Below are 20,547 nucleotides of genomic sequence, written 5' to 3' on the forward strand. Positions count from 1 at the left end.
TACCCTTCCTGAGATGGAATCCCCGACCGAACAGGTGCCGCCGAGGCCGGCGACCGATCCGCTGATCGGTGCGGTCCTCGACTCCCGGTACCGCATCGAGAGCCTCGTCGGGCGCGGCGGGATGGCCGGCGTGTATCGGGCCCACGACACCGCGCTGGGACGACGCGTCGCGGTCAAGGTGTTCTCCGCACCCGGCGACGAGACCGACGCGGACCGACGTCGATCCGAGACGGCGCTGCTCGCGAGCCTCGCGCACCCCTCGCTGGTCACGCTCTACGACGCCGCGACGGATCCCGCGTCCGGCAGCGACTTCCTCGTCATGGAACTCGTCGACGGGCCCGACCTCCGCGTCGCGCTGAGCGAGGGTCCGCTGCCGCGCGAAGACGTCGCACGCATGCTCGCCGAGCTCGCGGAGGGACTCCACGTCATCCACGCGCGCGGCATCGTGCACCGCGACATCAAGCCGGCGAACGTCCTGCTCGCCCCGGCGCACCTGCCGACGCGGCGCTGGAACGCCAAGCTCGCCGATTTCGGGATCGCCAGGCTGCAGGGCGACTCGCGGCTCACGGCGACCGACCGGATCATCGGGACGCCCGGCTACCTCAGCCCGGAACAGGTGCGCGGCGAGGCGGTCGACGGCGCGACCGACGTCTACGCGCTCGGCCTGCTCACGCTCGAAGCGCTGACCGGTGAGCAGCCCTTCCCGGGGACCGCGATGGAATCCGCGAGTGCACGGCTCGTTCGCGGTCCCGCGATCCCCGCCGGGCTTCCGACGGCATGGGCAGACCTCATCGCCGCCATGACCTCTCAGGATCCTGCGGCGCGACCGACCGCGCTCGAGGTCGCGGTCGCGGCCGCATCGCTCGCCTCGGGCGACGGGGTCCCGACCGCACCGGGCGCCCCGGCCACCCGTGTGGCGACCGCGCCGACCGCCGTGCTCGCGCCGAGCGCGGTGCTCGCGCCGAGCGCCCCGCCCACGTCACCCGACGGGCGGGACGACGACACGCGAGTCCTCGCACCCGCCGGGGCCGCGGCTCCCGCGCCCGAGCCGCGCCGGCGACGCACCATCGCGATCACGGTCGCCGCGCTCTCGGCCCTCGTCGCCGCGGCGGTCCTGGTCCCGATCGCACTGGGTTCCCTCGCGGGCGGAGCGTCGACGCCGACGACGCCGCCCCAGGTGCCCATGCCGAGCGTCGAGGGTGAGCTCGGCGTGCACCTCGAGCAACTGGAGGAGGCGGTGACGCCGTGACGATCCGCATCCGACGCACGCTCGCCGCGGCATCCGTCGCCCTCGCCCTGGGGTGCGGCCTGTCCGGCTGCGGCTCTGCCGATGCCGACGCCGACGCTCGCGCCGCCGCCTACCGCAGCCAGGTGGTCTCGATCGCCGAGGCATCCGCGGCGGGCGACTTCACGGGCGCGCTCGGTCGTCTCGACGCACTCCACGACCAGGTGGATGCCGCGGCCGCCGACGGCACGCTCGAGGCTGATCGCGCAGCGCTCATCACCGAGGCGATCGCACTCGTGCGGGTCGACCTCGAAGCCGCCATCCGGGCGGCGACGCCGTCACCGGCACCGGAGCCGACCGACGACGCGGACGACAGCGGCGGCGGCGAGGACGAGGACAAGGACAAGGGCAAGGACGAGGACGACGACGCGGACAAGCCCGGCAAGGGCAAGGGCCGCGACAAGGACGACGACTGACCGCAGTCCCGGCGCTCAGCCGCGACCGCGGAACCGCTCCATGGAGCGGTAGATCCCGAAGCCGTCGCCGACGACGCGATCGAACACGGTCGTCGGCAGCACGGCACGGAGGACCCTCGACAGGCGCACGCTCCCGGGCAGCTCGACGAGGGGCCGCCCGGCGAGCATCGCCCGCCAGACGCGATCGACGACCACGTCCGGCTCGAGCACGGGAGCCAGCAGCGGGCCGCGCGCGCCTCGGAACATCCCCGTGGCGACGTACGACGGCGTGACCGTCGTGACCCGGATGTGCCGGTGCCCGGCCTGCCTGAGCTCGAGCCTGAGGGAGTCGCTCCACCCGGCGAGCGCCGCCTTCGACGCGGCGTAGACCGCCATGCGCGGATTGCCGAGCGTGCCCGCGGCGCTGCCGATGTTGACGATCCTCGCGGGCCGCCTGGCCGCGATCATCGCCGGGAGGAACTCGCGCGCGACGTGCATGGGCGCGAGGGCGTTGACGAGCATGGTCGAGCGGATGTCGTCGCCGCTGTCGTTCTTCCAGAAGTACGCGTTGCCGCGCACGATGCCGGCGTTGTTGATGATGACGTCCGGGCTGCCGACCTCGCGCCGCACCGCGTGCGCGACCTTCGCGATCGCGCCGAGCTCGGAGAGGTCGACGACGTACGAGCGCACCTGCGTCCGCCCCATCGCGGTCCGTCCGAGCTCATCGGCCGTGCGTGAGAGCGCCGCGGCATCCCGGTCCCAGAGCACGACGGCAGCGGCGCCCTCGCGGACGGCGCGCGCGGCGTAGTCGCGCCCCATTCCGCTCGCGGCGCCGGTGATGAGCAGGGTCGCGCCCCGAACGGTTCCAGCCATGCCGCCCATTCTGGCAAGCCGCCGGTGTTACGCCGTGCTTCGGCCGGCCGCGCGGCCTCAGCCCGATCCGGTTAGCGTCGAGCAACCCACCCGAGAACGAACCGGAGCACGTCATGACCAGCGCCACCACCGCGACCGCCGAGCGGCCGGTCGCGACCGCTGCGGCGTCCGAGTCTCCCGCGAGCACCGCCGCACCGGTCTCGCTGCGGCGGGTCGGGCGCGCGTTCGCGGCTCCCGACGGGGGCACCCGTGAGGTCCTGCGCGACATCGACCTCGAGGTCGGCGCGGGCGAGATCGTCGCGATCCTCGGCCCGAGCGGATGCGGCAAGTCGACGCTCCTGCGGATCATCGCGGGCCTGGACCATCCGACGGCCGGTCACGTGGCGATCGACGGATCGGCCGTGCGTGCCTACGACGTGCGCTGCGCGGTCGGGTTCCAGGAGCCTCGGCTGCTGCCGTGGCGGAGCATCGAGCGGAATGTCGCGCTCGGCCTGCCCCGCGGGACTGCGCGTCGCGACGGCCGCGACCACGTCGCCCGCCTGCTCGAGCTCGTCGGCCTGGCCGACTTCGCCGGGCACCGGCCGCACGAGGTCTCGGGCGGCATGGCGCAGCGCGCCTCGCTGGCCCGTGCGCTCGCGCGCAACCCCGAGGTGCTGCTGCTCGACGAGCCGTTCGGCGCGCTCGACGCGCTCACGCGCCTGAAGATGCAGGACCTCCTGCTCGATGTCCACGCCGCCGAACCGACGACGGTCCTGCTCGTCACGCACGACGTCGACGAGGCGCTGCAGCTCGCCGACCGGATCGTGCTGCTCGGCTCCGACGACGGCCGGCCGGGTGCCGACATCCGCCAGACCGTCGTCGTGCCCGGCCACCGCCCGCGCGACCGCGGCTCGGCCGAGCTCGCCGAGCTCCGCGGGCGCCTGCTCGACGGGCTCGGCATCGACCGGCACGGCGCCGCACGCGGCATCCCGGCCACGACCACCATCCCCCACTACCCGTACTGACCCGCGGCGGACCACAGCCCCGCCGCACCACCGCATCGCACCGCCATCCTGAAGGAGTCCACCGTGTCCCGCACCCCGTTCCTCCGCACCGCGCTCGTCGCGGGCGCCGCCGCAGCCGCACTCGTCCTCTCGGGTTGCGTCGCGGGCGAGGGCCAGGCCTCCGAGCCCGTCGCCGAGGGCGACTCGCTCGAGGGCCGGGTCCTGAACATCGACTTCGCGACGTACAACCCGCTGAGCCTCATCATCAAGGACCAGGGCTGGCTCGAGGCCGAAGGGCTCGAGGTCAACTGGGTGCAGTCGGCCGGCTCGAACAAGGCCAACGAGGCGCTGCGTGCCGGCGCCGTCGACGTGGGCTCGACCGCGGGGTCCGCGGCGCTGCTCGCACGCGCCAACGGTTCGCCGATCAGGACGATCGACATCTACTCGCAGCCCGAATGGTCGGCGATCGTCGTCGGCCCCGGCAGCGAGTTCGCCGAGGTCGCCGACCTGAAGGGCAGGACCGTCGCGGCCACCAAGGGGACCGACCCGTACTTCTTCCTGCTGCAGGCCCTCGAGGCGAACGGGCTCTCGGCCGACGACGTCACCGTCGAGAACCTCCAGCACGCCGACGGCTGGGCGGCCCTCCAGAACGGCGCGGTCGACGCGTGGGCGGGCCTGGACCCGATCATGGCCGGAGCCGAGGAGGCCGGCGCGACGCTGATCTACCGCAACGTCGATTTCAACAGCTACGGGTTCCTCAACGCGACCGAGTCGTTCCTCGAAGACGAGCCCGAGCTCGCGCAGCTCGTCGTCGACGCGTACGAGCACGCCCGCGCGTGGGCGGCCGAGAACCCGGAGGAGACCGCGGCGATCCTCGCCGAGGTCGCCGGCCTCGACGAGTCGATCGCGTCGAAGGTCATCCTCGAACGATCGAACCTCGACGTCGACCCGGCCCCGGGCGACGCGCAGCTCGCCCTGCTCGGCAAGATCGGGCCCGTCTTCGTCGAGCTCGGCGACGTCGCGGCGCAGGCTCAGGTCGATGAGGCGCTCGAGACCCTCCTCGACCCCTCGTTCGTCGAGGACGCCGACCCCGAGCGGTTCGCGAAGTAACCGGTCCGAACCCAGGGAGCAGACGATGACGACGGATGCCGCCGAAACCGCCGCAGCACGACGCCCGGGCCTGCCCGACGGCTCGGCCGACGCCGAGTTCGCGGCCCCCGTCGGCGTCGGCGGGACCCCCGTCGCCGCTGCGGGATGGCAGGGGTCTTCGGGGATCGACGCCCGCCCCGCGGCATCCGTCGCCTCGTCGAGGCCGGTCGGCGACCGGCGGCCGCTCACCGCCCGACGCTGGGTCCGCATCGTCGGCGGCGCGCTCATCCCCCTCGTGCTGCTCGCGACCTGGCAGCTCGTCTCGACCTCGGGCGCGGTGCCCGTGTCGCAACTGCCGAGCCCCGAGATGGTGTGGCTCGCCGCCGTCGACCTCGCCGAACGCGGTCTGCTCGGGCTCTACGTCGCGATCTCGACGCAGCGCGTGTTCATCGGCTTCGCGTTCGGGGCGCTGTTCGGGCTGCTCGCGGGCGCGGTCGTGGGCCTCTCCCGGCTCGGCGACGTGCTGCTCGCGCCGACGCTCGGCGCCGTGCGCGCCGTGCCGTCGCTCGCGTGGGTGCCGCTGCTGATCCTGTGGTTCGGGATCGGCGAGGACTCGAAGGTCATCCTCATCGCGATCGGCGCGTTCTTCCCCGTCTACACGATCGTCGCCGCATCCCTGCGGCACGTCGACACCCGGCTGCTCGAGGCCGGTCGTGCGTTCGGGCTGCGCGGCCCCGCGCTGTTCGCCACGGTCCAGCTTCCGGCGGTGGTGCCGTCGGTCATCGCCGCGCTGCGACTCGCGCTCGCCCAGGCGTGGCTGTTCCTCGTCGCCGCCGAGCTCATCGCGTCGTCGATGGGGCTCGGGTTCCTGCTCAGCGACTCGGGCAACACGGGGCGCATCGACCGGATCTTCCTCGCGATCATCCTGCTCGCCGTGCTCGGCAAGCTGAGCGACGCGCTCGTGGGGCTGCTCGAGCGGTGGGCCGTGCGCCGCTGGGCGTGAGGCTGCGACCGTCCGCGGCTATTCGACGAGCTGAAGCGCCTCCACCCGTTCGCCGGGGCCGACCAACAGCATCACCCGGCGCCCCGAGACGCCCTCGAGCGCCGCGACCAGGGCCTCGGGCTCGATCGGGCGGTCGCCGTCGACCGGTTGCCTCGCCCAGACCGTGACCGAGGAACCCGTCGCGGCCGCGAGGGCGCGTCGGATCTCCTCGGTGTCGCCCGCGGCGACGAGCACGATGCGGCCGATGCGGCGTTGCGGCGCCGCCGCGCCCGAGGCGGCGAGCGCCGCGCGATCGCCCCGCCAGACGGCGAAGTGGTACGCGAAGACCAGCGCGGTCGCGACCAGCAGGCCGAACGGCGCGCGGATCCGGTCGATGAGCGCCGAGCCGGTCCCCGCGTCGAGCAGGAACTCGAACAGGCGGAAGCCGACGACCAGTACCGCGACGATCGCGACGATCGCGCTCACGCCGAACACCGCGACGAGGTAGACCCGTCGTCCGACCCCGGCCGCGGCCGCGTCGGGGACCCGCCGCGTCGGTCGCCACGTCGCCCACCACGTCGGCCCGCCGACCAGGAGCGCACTGATCCCGCCCAGCAGGAGTTCGCGCGTGCCCGACGTCGCCAGCGGATCCGTGAACGCCGCGAGGGCGGCGTTCACGATGACCCCGATGCCGGATGCCGCGGCCACGAGCCCGACCCCCGACACGACGAGTACCGCGGCTCGGGCGATCGCCTCGGAGCTGCGCCGTGCGACCCGGGCGTGCAGGCGCCAGACGAGCGCGCCGACCGCGGCCGAGGCGAGCGCCGAGTCGAGCGATCCGAGGATGCTCGCGGCCCCGTCGGCGGGGTCGAACACGAGGCGCAGTCCGACGAAGAGCACGATCGCGAGCCCGGAGAGCGCGGCCACGGCGCCGCCGAGCACCCCGACCACGACGACTTCGACGCCCGCGAACGCCGTGGGGATGCGCCGGACGCCGTCGCCCGCCCAGTGCCACCACCAGACCGCGATGCCGAGCGCCGCCCAGATCAGGTGGCCGACGACGTCGAGGCCCCAGGGTTCGCCGACGATCACCGTCTGGAGCCCGGTGCGGAGTGCCGCATCGAAGAGCTCGGCGAGAGCGAGGATCGCGCCGCGAGCGCCGACGATGAGGCCGTACGCCGCCCCCAGGACGAGCGGCACGGTCGGCAGCCGCGTCGGCGCCTTGGCCGGATGGCGCAGCATCCGTCGGTGCCAGATCCAGACCGCCGCCCAGGTGAGCGCGATCGTGAACGCCCCGGGGTTCCAGTCCGCATCGACCAGGTCGACCAGGGTCGTCGCGAGCGCCGAGGTCGCGACGACCAGCGAAACGGTGGTCATGCCCGCGAGGTAGATCCCCCACGCGACGGAGCCGCGTTCGGCCGGTTCGGCGAGGCGGCGCCAGGCGGCCCACCAGAGCAGTGCGGCGAGCGGACCGCCGATCAACGTGAACGCGAGCGAGACCGCGAGGCCGGTCGGGTCGTCGCCCGCGAGGCCCCGACCGCTCTCGAGCGCGCGGTCGAGCAGACCCGAGACGCCGATCGCCGCGATCGTCACGAGCGCGAACAGCAGCACGAACACGATGAGGCGACGGACCACGCCCTGGACCGTGCCGCCGCCCCCGGGTGCGCTCATCGCCCCGCCGCCACGGGGTCGCACACGGCGAGCGGCCACGGCGCGGTGCCGATCAGCCAGAGTCCGTCGACCCGCTCGAGCTCGAACGTGCCCTGCTCCTCGTACTCGGAGCCGCCGAACGGCTCGTCGCCGTACGAGGTGGCGATGATGACGTCGACATCGGCCGTGTCGTCTCGTTCGACGGTCTCGGCGAGCGTGACGCGCGTGCGGTCGGCCATCGTCTGCGGGACCCGGACGCATGCGTCGACGGCGTCGGGCGTGAGCAGGTCCATCGCGGCGTCCTCGTCGCCGTCGATCACCGCCTGGGCGTATCGCTGCACGACGCCCTCCGGGGACGCCGGGTCGCGCGGATCCGGTCCGCCGCGCGCGAACACGACGATCAGTGCGATCACGACGAGCGCGACGAGTACCCCGAGGATGACGAGGAGGGTACGGTCGGGCCCCGTGCGGGCGGAGTCATCCATGTACGCATCATGGCGCTCGCGACCGCCGACACGGGGAATGCGCCGCATCCGGCGCGCCGCCTGCCGCATGATGCACGCGTCGGTTCCGACCCCGGCGCAAGATTCCCGCGTCGCCCCGCAATCAAACGCGGACCGGACGAACGTAGCCTTGGATTGCGCGCATCGCAGCGCGCCACCCCCGCCGCGCCGATGCGGCCCGACCCATGAGAACGGAGGTTTCCGATGTCACAGAGCACCACCATTGAGACGATCGTTGGCGAACCCGAGGTTCTCGAGGACGCGCGCCGCATCGAGATCACCGACGAGCTCATCGCGCTCGCGGACGGCGTCGAGCACGACCCCGCGTGGATCCGCCTGAAGGAGTCCGCCACGGCGCTGCACGCGATGCAGGTCAAGGACGGCTCCGTGCCCGCCGAGGCGGACCGGGCGCCCGCGGGCGCTCTCGTCGACGCGATCATCGAGTCGGTGGCATCCCTCGCGCCGAGGTTCCCGCACGAGGCGGCCTACCTCGAGGCGCTCCAGGCTGACTTCCGGCGCTGGAAGGCCGAGGGGCTCGGGGTTCCCGACTTCCTCGATTCGCTCGTGGAGTTCCAGCCGCAGCTGCACCGCGTCGACCGCCTGCGCCACCTGGTCGTGTTCCCGATGACCACGCAGAACGGCTCGTCCGATCGGCACGTCGAGGCGCTCGTCGTCGAGACGATCTGGCCTGAGTTCATCGCCCACCTCGAAGCCGGCGACTACGGCAACAAGCTCTTCGTGAGCCTGCGCCTGGTCGACTTCACCCCCGGGTACGACACGAACTCGGCGGTGCTGTTCCCCGAGACGGTCGCGATGCGCGAGATCCCGCAGTTCACGTGGGGGGCGATCTTCCAGGACCGCGAGGCCGCCCGGTACCGCCGGGTGGTGCGCGCGGCATCCGAGATCACCAAGCTCGACCTGCCGGCCGACGCCGCGTCGCTGCTCGAGGACCAGTCCCTGGCCGAGCGCACGTTCGTGATGTGGGACATCATCCACGACCGCACGCACATGCGCGGCGACCTGCCGTTCGATCCCTTCATGATCAAGCAGCGGATGCCGTTCTTCCTCTACTCGCTCGAAGAGCTTCGCTGCGACCTGACCGCGTTCCGCGAGTCGGTCAAGATCCAACGCGGGTTCGACGCCCGACTGGCCGCCGGCGAGGAGCTGACCGCGGTCGAGGAGCAGATGCGCTCGACCGGCAAGCTCGTGCAGTACGCGGTCATCTTCGACCGCATCTTCCGGTTCGCGATCACCGGGTCGCGCGTGCGCAACTACGACGGGCTGGGCGGCCAGTTGCTGTTCGCGTGGCTGCACCGGAAGCACGTGCTGGAGTGGCGCGACGTCGAGCTCAGCTTCGACTGGGAGAAGGTGCCCGATGCCGTTGTCGAGCTCGGCGATGCGATCGACCAGCTCTACTGGGAATCGATCGACCGCCCGAAGACGGTGCACTGGCTGAAGGCCTACGAGCTCGTCTCGTCGGTCGTCACGCCCAACCCTGCGTCGGCATGGGCCGAGGGGCTGCCGCGGGAGGTCCTCGCGGGTCCGCCCAAGGGGTACACCGACCTCGTGATGGACGACGAGTTCCCGCTGTCGATGTTCTACGAGGCGCTCGAGAAGAAGATGAAGCCGGTCATCGAGTCGACGGTCGGCATCACCGCATCCGACGCCTGAGGAGGGTCCTGCCGATGACCACCACCGAGTCCCGCGAACGCATCGTGATCGTGGCCGGTGCCACGAGCGCATCCGGGCGCGCCGTCGCCCGGGCGCTCGTGGACTCCGGTGCGAAGGTGGTGGTCGTCGGCACCCACCAGGGCAGGCTCGACGAACTCGAGGTCGAGATCCCCGGCGTGGTCGGCGAGCGCGCGGACCTCGCCGACGGCGACGACGTGCTCGAGCTCGCGATGCGCGTGCACGCGAGCCTCGGCCGGGTCGACGGCGTCGTCCACCTCGTCGGCGGATGGCGCGGCGGAGGCGGCATCCCCGGACAGACCGAAGAGGACTTCCGAGCGCTCGAGCGCTCGTTCTCCTCCCTGCGCCACGTCAGCCGGGCATTCTGGGACGACCTCGTCGAATCCGACGCCGGACGCATCGCGATCGTCTCGTCGACCACGGTCGAGCGCCCGACCGCGGGCGGGGCCAACTACACCTCGATCAAGGCCGCGGCGGAGTCCTGGCTGCGCTCCCTCGCGGACGGCTTCTCGAAGGCCGGATCGGAGGGCGCCGCGGTGACGTTCCGGGTGAAGGCCCTCTCGGGCCTCGAGCGGCGGCTCGCCGACGAGGTCGTCGCGCTGTGGGCAGCGGATGCCTCCGGCCCCGCGCTCAACGGACGCGTGACGACGCTCCAGCCCTGAACCGGTTCGGTTCCGGTCGTGCGCCCGGGGTAGCATTGCGCACCCCTACCCCGACCCGAACGGGAGCCATCAGCATGCGCAAGCGCACCGTCGCGCTCATCACCGTGTCCGCCGTCGTCCTCGCCGCGGTCGGCGCGGCCTACTGGGCGGGGCGCGACCTCTTCCACGAGCCGTCCGCCCGCGGAGTCGACTCCGTCGTCGCCGAACTCGGCGGCGAGCGCGTGCTCGGCGTGTTCGCGCACCCGGACGACGAGCAGACCGTCAACGGGCTCTTCTGGCGCGCCCACCAGGACGGCGCCGAGACGGCCATCATCACCGCGACGCGCGGCGAGGCCGGAACCCAGGTTCCCGTCGTGGGCCGGCAGGAGGACCTCGGCATCATCCGGGAGGCGGAGGCGCTGAAGAACAGCTTCAACCTCGGCGTCGACGAGCACGAGGTCTGGGACTACCCCGACGGCGGGGTGCCCGACGTCGACGAGGCCGAACTGGTGGAGCGGATCGTCGACGCGATGCGGTCGTTCCGGCCCGACGTCGTCGTCGCCTTCTGGCCCGCCAGCGGCGCGACCGGGCACGCCGACCACATGGAGATGGGTCGCGCGACCGAGCTCGCGATCGCCGAGCTCGCGGCATCCGCCGGCTCGTACCGCGGACCGGACCACCTCGTCTACACGATCAGCCCGACCAAGGCGCTCTCGCTGTTCGGCGGCGAGACCGGTGCGTTCGTGGTCGAGAACCAGCCCGATCCGGAGTACGCGATGTCGGCCGAGGTGGGGAAGAAGTTCGAGGGGTGGCAGATCCACGCGTCGCAGCGCGACTACCTTCCCGCGTCCTACATCCTCCCGACGTGGCTCGTCTACGCGCTGTGGGACCACGAGTTCTACCACGTGCGCGACCTGGCGGTCGACCCGCTCAGGTGACCCCCGGCCGCTCCGGCGGATCCGGCCGCTCCGGCCGCCCCGGAAGATCCGGCCGCTCCGGCCCCTCGGGCCGCTCGGGCGCGACCCCGCGCGCCGTGTCGGCGGGATCGCGTTCGGCACGACTCAGCAGCACGAAGGGCGTCGCGAGCACCTGCACGGCGGCCGAGCAGAGGAGCGAGAAGCCGTACCCGCCCAGGTCGGCGGCGCGGCCGAGCCCCGGCTGGACGGCGGCGCTTCCCGCGTGGCCGAGCAGCGAGTCGAAGGAGAGCACGGTCGCCCGCTGCCGCGACGGGATCATGTCGTTCAGGTAGGCCCGGTGGACCGGGTCGTCGATCGACGACGCGACACCCCACACCGCGATGAGCGCGACGGCGACCCAGAACTCGCTCGTGATGCCGAGCAGCACGAGCACGCCCGTGCTCGTCAGCGTCGAGAGCAGGATCACCGAGGTCCGCTTGCGGAACCACCGGCGCACGAGCGGTGCCGCGAACCCGCCGATGATCCCGGCTCCCGACAGCAGCGCCGCCGCGAGCCCGGCGATCGAGTAGGCGCCCTCGTCGCCCCACAGGTCGAGCAGGTACGGCTGCAGCGCGTAGAACGCGTAGAAGGTCACCGCGGTCGTGAACGGCGTGGTCAGCATGAGCCAGCGAACGGGCCGCCGCCCGAGGCCGTAGCGCACCGAGGCTCGGAGGACCTCACCGGTCGCCTTGACCGGGCCGAGGCCGCGCTCCGGCGTGAAGCCGATGTCGCGCATGAGCAACGCCGCGACGCCGAACATCACGACGAGGATTCCCACGCGCAGCAGGAACGGGACCCCGAGGTCGGTCGCCTGCGCGATCGCCCCGCCGAGGACCGACCCGCCGAGCATCGCCGTGTTGCCGACCACGACACCGCGTCCGAAGACCGTCTCGAGGCTGCCGTGGTACCCGGTCGCGGTGAGCGCATCGACGAGCCAGGCATCGACCGCCCCCGAGAAGAACGTGAAGCCCAGCCCGAGCAGGACCGACACGATCGCCCACGCCCAGAACGGCGACTGCCACACCCACAGCATCCAATACAGCGCCGTCGTGCCCGCCAGGGTGAGCGTGCCGAGCAGGTACGACGCCCGTCGCCCCACGGTGTCGGCGACGACGCCGGTCGGGATCTCGAAGAGGAACATGCCGAGGCTGAAGAACGCGTTCGCGGCGAACGCCTCGAGGTTGCTGAGGCCGGCGTCCAGCAGGAACAGGGTGTTGATGCCCCAGATGAAGCTCGAGGCGAGCGTGTTGCCGAGGGTCAGCGTGTAGTACGTGCGCTGGACCCGGCGCGCGGCGCGCCCGTCGTCGCCTGGCCCCTCGGTCATCGTGGCGAACTCCCGCACCCGGTCACCCGGTCATCATGCCCCCGCGGTCCGTCGTCCGCCACCGTCTCGTCCGCAGCGCTACGCTTCGACCATGATCCGGTTCCTGATCAACATCGCCATCTCGCTCGTGACGGCTGCGATCGGCCTGCTCGTCACCTCGTGGGTCCTGCCCGCGTTCCACCTCCAGGCGAGCGGCTTCGTCATCGCCGTGGTCGTCTTCACCGTGGCCCAGGCGATCCTGGCCCCGTTCATCTTCAACATCGCCCGGCAGTACGCGTCGGCGATCCTGGGCGGCATCGGGCTCGTCTCGACGTTCGTCGCACTGTGGATCGCGTCGCTCTTCCCCGACGGCATCCGCATCGACGGGTTCGTGGGCTGGGTGCTCGCGACGCTCATCATGTGGCTCATCACCGCGCTCGGCACGTGGCTGCTGGGGCTGTGGTGGCTGAAGGGCCGCGTGGAGGAGCGCCGCGACCGGTGACCCCGCGGTCTCAGTCGGTTGCGGGCGCGTAGGCGAGCACCGGTCCGGCGATCGACACGCGCACCTCCGACCCGCGCGGAACGAGCCCCGACGCGGTGACCCGCGCGCGAAGCCGCTGCCCGTCGGCCAGCGCGACCACGAGCATCGCGTCGTGGCCCGTGTACTCGACCTCCGTCACGATGCCGTCGAGTTCGACCTCGTCGGCCGGCGTCGCGACCGACGGCGCGTCCGCACGTCGCACGCGCACCTCCTCCGGTCGCACGAGCACCGTGACCTCGGAGCCGTCGGCGGGCGCCTGCCCCGAGGCATCCGCTGCCGGAACGGCACGCATCCGGCCGAGGCCGGTGACCACCTCGTCGCCGTGCAGGACTCCCGTGAGGAAGACCGCATCGCCCACGAAGCCGGCGACCCACGGCGTCGCCGGGGAGCGGTAGACCTCCTCGGGCGTGCCGAGCTGGAGCACCTGCCCGCCGCGCATGACCGCGACGCGGTCGGCGATCGAGAGCGCCTCGGCCTGGTCGTGGGTGACGAGGATGCCGGTGACGCCCTCGGCGCGCAGGAGCTCGCGCACCGAGGCGCGCAGCTCGGCACGCAGCATCGGGTCGAGCGCGCCGAACGGCTCGTCGAGCAGGACCAGCTCCGGACCCGAGGCGAGGGCCCGGGCGAGCGCGACGCGCTGCGCCTGCCCGCCGGAGAGCTGCCCGGGCTGGCGGGCGGCGAGCGGCCCGAGGTCGACGAGGTCGAGCAGACGCCGCACCTCGTCGGATCCCGCGGCGCGTCGCGCGGCGCGCGAGGAGCCTCGCCCTGCGAGCATCCCGAACGCGACGTTCTCGGCGACCGTCAGGTGCGGGAACAGCGCGGCGTCCTGCGGGACCCATCCGATGCGCCGCTTCTCGGGCGCGAGGTGGATGCCGTGGGTCGTGACCATCCGGAGGCCGATGCGGATCTCTCCCGATCGCGCGCGCAGCAGGCCCGCGATCGTGCGCAGGAGGGTGGTCTTGCCGCATCCGCTCGGGCCGACGATGGCGAGCAGCTCGCGTTCGGGCACCTCGACGTCGACGCCGTGCAGCACGGGCGCGCCCTCGTACCCGACCGTGAGGTCGCGCACCTCCAACCGGCTCATGCGATCGCCTCTCTGGTCGCCTCTCGTCCGGCGCGCGCGTCGGAGAGCAGGAATGCGGGCACCGCGGCGACCAGCAGCAGTGCAACGGCGTAGGGCGCGGCAGCCCCGTAGGCGGAGATGTCGGTGCGCTGCCAGAGTTCGGTGGCGAGCGTGTCGGTGCCGGTCGGCCGCAGCATGAGCGTGGCCGGGAGCTCCTTCATGGCCGAGACCGCGGCGAGCAGCGCTGCGGCGAAGATCCCGGGCCGGGCCAGGCGCGCCGTGACCGCCCACCAGGTGCGTGCGCGCGAGTTGCCGAGCGTGCGCGAGACGTCCTCGAGCGAGACCGGCACCTGCCCGGTCGCCGAGCGGATCGAGCCGATCGCCTTGGGCATGAACAGCACGCCGTACCCGAACGCGAGCACGAGCGCGGTCTGGTAGAGCGCCGGCACGACGCTCAGCGAGAAGAACACGAGCGAGAGGCCGACCACGATGCCGGGCAGGCCGAGCGCGAGGTAGCCGGCGGACTCGATCCCCCGGACGAGCCGGCCGCGGTGCCGCGCCGCGAGGATGCCGATGGGCAGCGCGAGCAGGACGGCGACGACCGCGCCTCCGGCCGAGAGCAGCACGGTGTTCGCGAGCGCGGTGCCGAGTTCGGCGAATTCGAACGCCTGCAGCGTCTCGGCCGTCAGCACCCTGCCGAGCAGCACCGCGACGGGCACGACGACGGCGACGGCGGGCACGAGCACGAGCAGTCCGACGGCGGGAACGGTCCACGGCCCGAGCCGCGTCATCCGTCGCCGCCCCACCGAGGGCGCCGCCTGGATGCGCCGCGCGGCGCGGCCGCGGGCGAACTGCTCGCCGACCACGACGAGCAGCGCCAGGCTCACCAGGATGACGGCGAGGACGGCGGCCTCGTCGCGGCTGAAGCTGGCCGAGTACGCCTGCTGGATGGCGGTCGTGAGCACGGGGAACCGGAACAGTGCGACGCCGCCGAAGTCGCTGAGCGTGTAGAGGCAGACGAGGAGGGCGCCCGCGAGCACCGCGGGCCGGATCTGCGGCCAGGTGCCGAGCATGAACGATCCGAGCGGTCCGCGGCCGAGCGTGCGCGCGACGTCGTCGAGGCCGGTGCTGCCGATGCGCAGCGCCGCCGCGACGGGAAGGGTGACGTACGGGACCGAGACGAAGCTCAGCACGAGCCACGCCGCCCAGAAGCCGCGCATCGACGGCTGCCACGCGAGCCAGCCGTATGCGGCGAGGTAGGAGGGCATCGCGAGGGGGAGGGCTGCGAGCACCGCCCACATGCCCCGCCACCGCAGCCGGGCCCGCGCGAGCAGGAAGGCGCTCGGCACGCCGAGCGCGACCGCGGTCGCGGTGACGGATGCCGCGAGCAGCACCGAGTTGCCGACGAGGAGCGGGATCCGGGGCCGCTCGAAGACCGCGGTGAGCTCGGCCGGGTCGGCGGATGCCACGCGCACGATGAGGTGCACGACCGGGATCGCGGCGAGCGCGACCGCCGCCAGGGATGCCGCGACGAGCCCCCACGGACGGCGTGGGGTCGTGGTCGCGGCCGCGGTCATCGCTCGAGGCTAGATCAGGCCGTTGTCGGCGAGGAGGCGCTGCGATTCGCCGACCGAGTGGAGGTCGCTGAGGTCGAGACCGGGATTCACGAGCGATTCGAGCGCGGGCAGGCCCTCGGGTGCGTCGATGCCGGGGAGCAGCGGATACTCGAAGGTCTCCTCGACGAAGTAGCGCTGGGCCTGCTCGGAGATGAGGAACTCCACGAACGCGCGCGCGTCGGCGTCGTCGGCGGCGCCCTTCAGGATCGCGGCACCGGTGACGTTGACGATGCCGCCCGGATCGCCCGGGAGGAACTTCAGCTGCGCGCGCATGTTGCCGGCGCCGACCTCGGCCGCCTGCCGGTACCAGTAGTAGTGGTTGATCAGGCCGATCTGCGCCTGACCTGTGTTCACGAGGTCGAGCGAGGCGAGGTTGTTCTCGGTCAGTTCGGGCTCGTTGTCGGCCATGCCGGCGACCCATTCGGCTGCGGCCTCCTCGCCCTCGAGCACGCGCAGGGCGGTGATGAAGGACTGGAAGCTGGCGTTGCCCGGAGCGAAGGCGACCTGCCCGCCCCACTCGTCGGCGGTGAGGTCGTCGACGGTCGAGGGCACCTGGTCTTCGGTGAGCTGCTCGCTGTCGTAGGCGAGCACCCGAGCGCGGCCGGTGACGCCGACCCACGAGCCGTCGGTGGAGGTGAAGCCCGCGGGGATCTGATCGGCGAGGTCGGCGGGGATCTCGGTCACGAGGTCGGCGTCGGAGAGGGCGCCGAGGGCGCCGGCGTCCTGTGAGAGGAAGACCTCGGCGGGCGTTCGATCGCCCTCTTCGAGGACGAGGGCGGTCAGCTCGGGGGTCGCCGCGTAGCGCGCCTCGACCTGGATGCCGGTCTCCTCCTCGAACTGCTCGATGAGGGGGCCGACGAGGCTCTCGGCGCGACCGACGTAGACGGTGAGCGTGTCGTCGTCGCCGGGCGAGGCGGTGCATCCGCTGAGGGCGATGGCCGTGGCGGCGAGGCCGCCCGCGAGGACGAGTCCGCGGTGTGCGCGCATGGGCGTGCTGCTCCAACGTGGTCGGTGTGAAAGGTGAGCGCCCGTCGAGTCCGGACCAGGCAAGCTTAGCCTCACCTGACCCACGGGACGAGTCGGGGGTCTTGACGCGACATCCGCTCCCGTTTAGATTAAGCAGATCACTAATTAAGGAGTTGCTTATATGGCGGGCGCATCCGACGAGCTCAGCCTCGTGTTCCACGCCCTCGCCGACCCCACCAGGCGCGCGATCCTCTCGCGCCTGCACCGGGGGCCGACGACCGTCGGAGACCTGGCCGAGCCCTTCGCGATGAGCCGCCCCGCGATCTCGCAGCACCTCGGCGTGCTCGAACGCGCCGGGCTCATCGAGCGCACTGCGAGCGCGCAGTGGCGAACCTGCACGCTGCGCACCGAACCGCTCGACGAGGCGTCCGACTGGGTCGAACGCCACCGCGGCGAGTGGAACGAGCGCTTCGACCTGCTCGACGAGCACCTCCGACGGATGAGAAGGGGAACCCCATGACCGCGCAGACCGACGCCCAGTTCACCATCACCCGCATCTTCGATGCGCCCCGCGAAGCGGTCTGGCTGGCCTGGACCGAGTCCGCCGACGCGGCCGAATGGTGGCACCCGCGCGGCATCGTCATCAAGGACGGCAGCGTCTCCGTCGACGCCCGGCCGGGCGGCAGGTACGCCTACACGATGGTGGACCCGGCCGACGGCACCGAGTACCCGACCGCCGGCGTCTACCGCGAGGTCGACCCGCCCCGGCGACTCGTCTTCACCTGGGGCTCACCCGGCGACCCGGACGAGAGCGCCCCCGTCATCACGGTGGACCTGCGGGAGCTCGAGGACTCGAGGACCGAGATGCTGTTCCACGTCCGCGGCTTCCCCGGCGCACCGGGCGATGAGAACGTGTACGACGGCTGGGACTCGGCGTTCGACATCCTCGGGGAGCACCTCCTCGCCGCCGCGCACTGACACGCCGCTCACCGACGCCGCCGCGCGTCTGGGAGAATCGTCCGGTGACCCCTGAGTTCCAGCCCCTGCACGACACCGCCTTCCGCGGCTTCGCCTCCGACAACTACTCCGGCGTGCACCCCGAGGTGCTCGCCGCGATCGCGGGCGCGAACGGTGGGCATCAGGTCGCCTACGGCGACGACGACTACACGGGTCACCTGCACGAGGTCTTCGCCCGTCACTTCGGCGACCCCGTCGAGGTGTTCCCGGTGTTCAACGGCACGGGCGCGAACGTGACCGCGCTGCAGTCGATGCTCCCGCGCTGGGGCGCGGTCATCGCGGCATCCACGGCCCACATCAACGTCGACGAGGGCGGGGCGCCCGAGCGCGTGGGCGGCATCAAGCTCCTGACCGTGCCGACGGATGACGGCAAGCTCACGCCCGAGCTCGTCGATCGCGAAGCGTGGGGCTGGGGCGACGAGCACCGGGCGCAGCCGCTGGTCGTGTCGATCACCCAGACGACCGAGCTCGGCACCGCCTACTCCGTCGACGAGATCCGCGCGCTCGCCGACCACGCCCACGAACGCGGCATGCGCCTGCACATGGACGGCGCCCGCATCAGCAACGCGGCGGCATCCCTCGGCCTGCCGCTGCGCGCGTTCACCCGCGACGCCGGGGTCGACGTGCTCAGCTTCGGCGGCACCAAGAACGGCGCGATGCTCGGCGAGGCGATCGTGGTGCTCGAGCCGGAGGCATCCGAGGGCCTGAAGTACCTGCGCAAGCTCAACATGCAGCTCTCGTCGAAGATGCGCTTCGTGTCGGCCCAGCTCGTCGCACTGCTCGACGGCGACCTGTACCTGCGCAACGCCTCGCACGCCAACGCCATGGCGTCGCGCCTGCGCGACGCGCTCGACGCGGGGATCGCCGCGGGCGAGCTGCCCGGCCTGTCGTTCACGCAGGCGACCCAGTCGAACGGGGTCTTCGCGGCACTGCCCGGCGGCGTCGCCGACCGGCTCCGCGACCGGGGCTTCAAGTTCTACGACTGGGATGCCGCGCGCGGCGAAGTGCGCTGGATGTGCTCGTTCGACACGACCGAGCACGACATCGACGCGTTCGTCACCGGCATCCGCGAGGAACTCGCGCGCGCACACCCCTCCGCCGAGTGATACTCGCGCCGCCGAGTGATGCCGCTGCAGCGACATCACTCGGCGGTACCGGCATCACTCGGCGACAAGCGCATCACTCGGAGGCAAGCGCGGCGAGGGCGAGGGCGAGGGGCGAGTTGCGGAGCGACACCGCTCCCGGAATTCTCGGAGCCTCCATGCGTTGCAATGGACTGGGACGACGGAGTCCTTCCCTCGGAACCACCGGAAGGCACCCCATGACCCTCATCGACGTCGCGACCCGTCGCGTCCCCACCGACGCCCCGCTCATCGCCCCGCTCCGCGAACGCTGGAGCCCCCGAGCCTACGACCCCACCGCCGACGTCTCCGACGAGACGATCCGCACCCTCCTCGAAGCCGCGCGCTGGGCGCCCTCGGCCAACAACGTGCAGCCGTGGCGGTTCATCGTCGCGCGCCGAGGCACCCCCGCATTCAGCGCGATCCACGATGCGCTCGTCGGCTTCAACCAGGCCTGGGCCGACTCGGCAGCAGCCCTCATCGTGAACGTCGCCGAGACGGTCGACGAGTCGGGCGCGCCGCGCCGGTGGGCCACCTACGACCTCGGCCAGGCGGTCGCGTACCTGTCGGTGCAGGCGCAGCACGACGGCCTCCACACCCACCAGATGGGCGGGTTCGACCCGGCACGACTCGCCGAGGCCTTCGGTCTCGACGAACGGTACGAGGTCGTGTCGGTCACCGCGCTCGGCATGCTCGGCGACGCGTCGACGCTGCCCGAACCGCTGCGCGAGCGCGAGGCAGCGCCGCGAACCCGCAAGCCGCTCGACGAACTGGTGATCGCCGCGGCGTGAGCCCCCGGCCGGGCGCTTCGCGGCCCCCTCGTCAGGGCCGCAGCAGCACCTTGATCGCGCGGCGCTCGTCCATCGCGGCGTAGGCCTCGGCGGCATCCGCGAGCGGCAGCTCGAGGTCGAAGACCCGGCCGGGGCGGATGGCGCCGGAGCGCACGTCGGGAAGGAGCTCCCCGATGTAGCCGCGCACGGGCGCGACCCCGCCGTTCACGCCGATGTTGCGGTTGAACATGGTCCGCACGGGCAGCTCGGGCCCGCCGTTCGGCGCGCCGACGTAGCCGACCATGCCGCCGGGGCGCGTCGAGCGCAGGGCCTGGTCCATCGACTCCCTGGTGCCGACGCACTCGAGCACGCGGTCGGCGCCGATGCCGCCGGTGAGCTCCCGCACGCGCGCGACACCCTCGTCGCCGCGCTCCTCGACGATGTGCGTCGCGCCGAACTCGCGGGCGAGCGCCTGCCGGTCGGCGTGGCGCGACATCGCGACGATGGTGGTCGCCCCGAGCCGCTTCGCGGCGATGATCGCGCAGAGCCCGACGGCCCCGTCGCCCACGACCGCGACCGAATCGCCCGGGCCGACACCCGCCGAGACCGCGGCGTGGTGGCCGGTGCCCATGACGTCGGAGAGCGCGAGGAGGCCGGGCACCTCGTCGTCGGCGACCGGGCCCGGCACGACGAACAGCGTGCCGTCGGCGAGCGGCACGCGCACCCGCTCGCCCTGGCCGCCATCGGCGACGCCGCCCACCCGGTCGTCGCCGCCCCACCAGCTGCCCGCGAGGCACGACGTGCTCACGCCGTTGCGGCAGTTCGCGCACGTGCCGTCGCACACGTAGAACGGTGCGATGACGAAATCGCCCGGCTTCACCGCGGCGACCTCGGGCCCGACCGACTCGACGACGCCGACGAACTCGTGCCCGATGCGGTGCGGTTCGTGCGTCGGCGTCACGCCGCGGTACGGCCAGAGGTCGGAGCCGCACACGCACGCGGCGACGACGCGCACGATCGCGTCGCCCCCGGTCGAGAGTTCGGGGTCGGGCACCTCTTCGACGCGGATGTCACGGGCGGCGTGGATCACGGTGGCGAGCATGC

At 72.5% G+C, this 20,547-nt stretch carries 21 protein-coding genes; 13 read left to right on the forward strand and 8 right to left on the reverse strand.

Features of this window, described 5'->3' with window-relative positions:
• The first annotated feature begins 13 nt into the window (after nucleotides 1-13).
• Entirely contained in the window at nucleotides 14-1,249 is a 1,236-nt protein-coding gene (locus DSM26151_RS14120) for a serine/threonine-protein kinase (RefSeq protein ID WP_234660156.1), read from the forward strand.
• Nucleotides 1,246-1,701, forward strand: a complete 456-nt coding sequence (locus DSM26151_RS14125) for a hypothetical protein (RefSeq protein ID WP_234660157.1) — start codon at nucleotides 1,246-1,248, stop codon at nucleotides 1,699-1,701. Before DSM26151_RS14120 ends, DSM26151_RS14125 begins: the two co-directional genes overlap by 4 nt.
• Nucleotides 1,702-1,716: 15 nt before the next feature.
• Here DSM26151_RS14125 and DSM26151_RS14130 read toward each other — a convergent pair whose 3' ends face one another.
• Nucleotides 1,717-2,553, reverse strand: a complete 837-nt coding sequence (locus tag DSM26151_RS14130; RefSeq protein WP_234660158.1) for an SDR family NAD(P)-dependent oxidoreductase — start codon at nucleotides 2,551-2,553, stop codon at nucleotides 1,717-1,719.
• Between the two features lie 113 nt (nucleotides 2,554-2,666).
• Between DSM26151_RS14130 and DSM26151_RS14135 the strand changes: the two genes are divergently transcribed.
• The 3 genes from DSM26151_RS14135 (at nucleotide 2,667) to DSM26151_RS14145 (ending at nucleotide 5,628) form a co-directional block, all read left to right on the forward strand.
• Nucleotides 2,667-3,557, forward strand: a complete 891-nt coding sequence (locus DSM26151_RS14135; RefSeq protein WP_234660159.1) for an ABC transporter ATP-binding protein — start codon at nucleotides 2,667-2,669, stop codon at nucleotides 3,555-3,557.
• 63 nt (nucleotides 3,558-3,620) lie between these two features.
• Complete coding sequence (locus DSM26151_RS14140; RefSeq protein WP_234660160.1) at nucleotides 3,621-4,646, forward strand: aliphatic sulfonate ABC transporter substrate-binding protein; 1,026 nt, start codon at nucleotides 3,621-3,623, stop codon at nucleotides 4,644-4,646.
• A gap of 25 nt (nucleotides 4,647-4,671) precedes the next feature.
• On the forward strand, nucleotides 4,672-5,628 hold the full coding sequence (locus tag DSM26151_RS14145; protein ID WP_234660161.1) for an ABC transporter permease: 957 nt from the start codon (nucleotides 4,672-4,674) through the stop codon (nucleotides 5,626-5,628).
• An 18-nt stretch (nucleotides 5,629-5,646) separates the two neighbouring features.
• On the opposite strand, the gene DSM26151_RS14150 is transcribed toward DSM26151_RS14145, so the two are convergent.
• Nucleotides 5,647-7,278, reverse strand: a complete 1,632-nt coding sequence (locus DSM26151_RS14150; protein WP_234660162.1) for a DUF5671 domain-containing protein — start codon at nucleotides 7,276-7,278, stop codon at nucleotides 5,647-5,649.
• On the reverse strand, nucleotides 7,275-7,742 hold the full coding sequence (locus DSM26151_RS14155; protein ID WP_234660163.1) for a hypothetical protein: 468 nt from the start codon (nucleotides 7,740-7,742) through the stop codon (nucleotides 7,275-7,277). Before DSM26151_RS14155 ends, DSM26151_RS14150 begins: the two co-directional genes overlap by 4 nt.
• Before the next feature lie 222 nt (nucleotides 7,743-7,964).
• Here DSM26151_RS14155 and DSM26151_RS14160 point away from each other — a divergent pair, with 222 nt between their 5' ends.
• The 3 genes from DSM26151_RS14160 (at nucleotide 7,965) to DSM26151_RS14170 (ending at nucleotide 11,028) form a co-directional block, all read left to right on the forward strand.
• Entirely contained in the window at nucleotides 7,965-9,431 is a 1,467-nt protein-coding gene (locus tag DSM26151_RS14160; RefSeq protein WP_234660164.1) for a DUF6421 family protein, read from the forward strand.
• A 14-nt stretch (nucleotides 9,432-9,445) separates the two neighbouring features.
• A complete protein-coding gene (locus tag DSM26151_RS14165) occupies nucleotides 9,446-10,111 on the forward strand; it encodes an SDR family NAD(P)-dependent oxidoreductase (RefSeq protein ID WP_234660165.1) in 666 nt (221 codons plus the stop codon).
• A 74-nt stretch (nucleotides 10,112-10,185) separates the two neighbouring features.
• Complete coding sequence (locus DSM26151_RS14170) at nucleotides 10,186-11,028, forward strand: PIG-L deacetylase family protein (RefSeq protein WP_234660166.1); 843 nt, start codon at nucleotides 10,186-10,188, stop codon at nucleotides 11,026-11,028.
• Here DSM26151_RS14170 and DSM26151_RS14175 read toward each other — a convergent pair.
• Entirely contained in the window at nucleotides 11,021-12,370 is a 1,350-nt protein-coding gene (locus DSM26151_RS14175) for an MFS transporter (protein WP_234660167.1), read from the reverse strand. The genes DSM26151_RS14170 and DSM26151_RS14175 overlap by 8 nt on opposite strands.
• A 91-nt stretch (nucleotides 12,371-12,461) precedes the next feature.
• Here DSM26151_RS14175 and DSM26151_RS14180 point away from each other — a divergent pair, with 91 nt between their 5' ends.
• Nucleotides 12,462-12,851 carry a phage holin family protein gene (locus tag DSM26151_RS14180; protein WP_234660168.1) on the forward strand — a complete coding sequence of 130 codons (390 nt, stop codon included), beginning with the start codon at nucleotides 12,462-12,464 and terminating at the stop codon, nucleotides 12,849-12,851.
• Between the two features lie 10 nt (nucleotides 12,852-12,861).
• On the opposite strand, the gene DSM26151_RS14185 is transcribed toward DSM26151_RS14180, so the two are convergent.
• The 3 genes from DSM26151_RS14185 to DSM26151_RS14195 are packed head-to-tail and all read right to left on the reverse strand — an operon-like array spanning nucleotide 12,862 to nucleotide 16,556.
• Nucleotides 12,862-13,974, reverse strand: a complete 1,113-nt coding sequence (locus DSM26151_RS14185) for an ABC transporter ATP-binding protein (protein WP_234660169.1) — start codon at nucleotides 13,972-13,974, stop codon at nucleotides 12,862-12,864.
• The gene (locus tag DSM26151_RS14190; protein ID WP_234660170.1) at nucleotides 13,971-15,530 is read right to left on the reverse strand and encodes an ABC transporter permease; all 1,560 of its coding nucleotides are present in this window, start codon (nucleotides 15,528-15,530) and stop codon (nucleotides 13,971-13,973) included. The genes DSM26151_RS14185 and DSM26151_RS14190 overlap by 4 nt, the downstream gene beginning before the upstream one ends.
• 9 nt (nucleotides 15,531-15,539) lie before the next feature.
• On the reverse strand, nucleotides 15,540-16,556 hold the full coding sequence (locus DSM26151_RS14195; protein ID WP_234660171.1) for an extracellular solute-binding protein: 1,017 nt from the start codon (nucleotides 16,554-16,556) through the stop codon (nucleotides 15,540-15,542).
• 160 nt (nucleotides 16,557-16,716) lie between these two features.
• On the opposite strand from DSM26151_RS14195, the gene DSM26151_RS14200 reads away from it, so the two are divergent.
• The 4 genes from DSM26151_RS14200 (at nucleotide 16,717) to DSM26151_RS14215 (ending at nucleotide 19,464) form a co-directional block, all read left to right on the forward strand.
• The gene (locus DSM26151_RS14200) at nucleotides 16,717-17,055 is read left to right on the forward strand and encodes an ArsR/SmtB family transcription factor (protein WP_234660172.1); all 339 of its coding nucleotides are present in this window, start codon (nucleotides 16,717-16,719) and stop codon (nucleotides 17,053-17,055) included.
• Nucleotides 17,052-17,513 carry an SRPBCC family protein gene (locus DSM26151_RS14205; RefSeq protein WP_234660173.1) on the forward strand — a complete coding sequence of 154 codons (462 nt, stop codon included), beginning with the start codon at nucleotides 17,052-17,054 and terminating at the stop codon, nucleotides 17,511-17,513. Before DSM26151_RS14200 ends, DSM26151_RS14205 begins: the two co-directional genes overlap by 4 nt.
• Nucleotides 17,514-17,557: 44 nt before the next feature.
• On the forward strand, nucleotides 17,558-18,658 hold the full coding sequence (locus tag DSM26151_RS14210) for a threonine aldolase family protein (protein ID WP_234660174.1): 1,101 nt from the start codon (nucleotides 17,558-17,560) through the stop codon (nucleotides 18,656-18,658).
• A gap of 215 nt (nucleotides 18,659-18,873) precedes the next feature.
• Entirely contained in the window at nucleotides 18,874-19,464 is a 591-nt protein-coding gene (locus tag DSM26151_RS14215) for a nitroreductase family protein (RefSeq protein WP_234660175.1), read from the forward strand.
• Between the two features lie 31 nt (nucleotides 19,465-19,495).
• On the opposite strand, the gene DSM26151_RS14220 is transcribed toward DSM26151_RS14215, so the two are convergent.
• On the reverse strand, nucleotides 19,496-20,545 hold the full coding sequence (locus DSM26151_RS14220; RefSeq protein ID WP_234660176.1) for a zinc-dependent alcohol dehydrogenase family protein: 1,050 nt from the start codon (nucleotides 20,543-20,545) through the stop codon (nucleotides 19,496-19,498).
• Nucleotides 20,546-20,547: the final 2 nt, after the last annotated feature.

It is taken from the genome of Agromyces marinus (assembly GCF_021442325.1).
GTDB classification, from domain to species: Bacteria; Actinomycetota; Actinomycetes; order Actinomycetales; family Microbacteriaceae; genus Agromyces; species Agromyces marinus.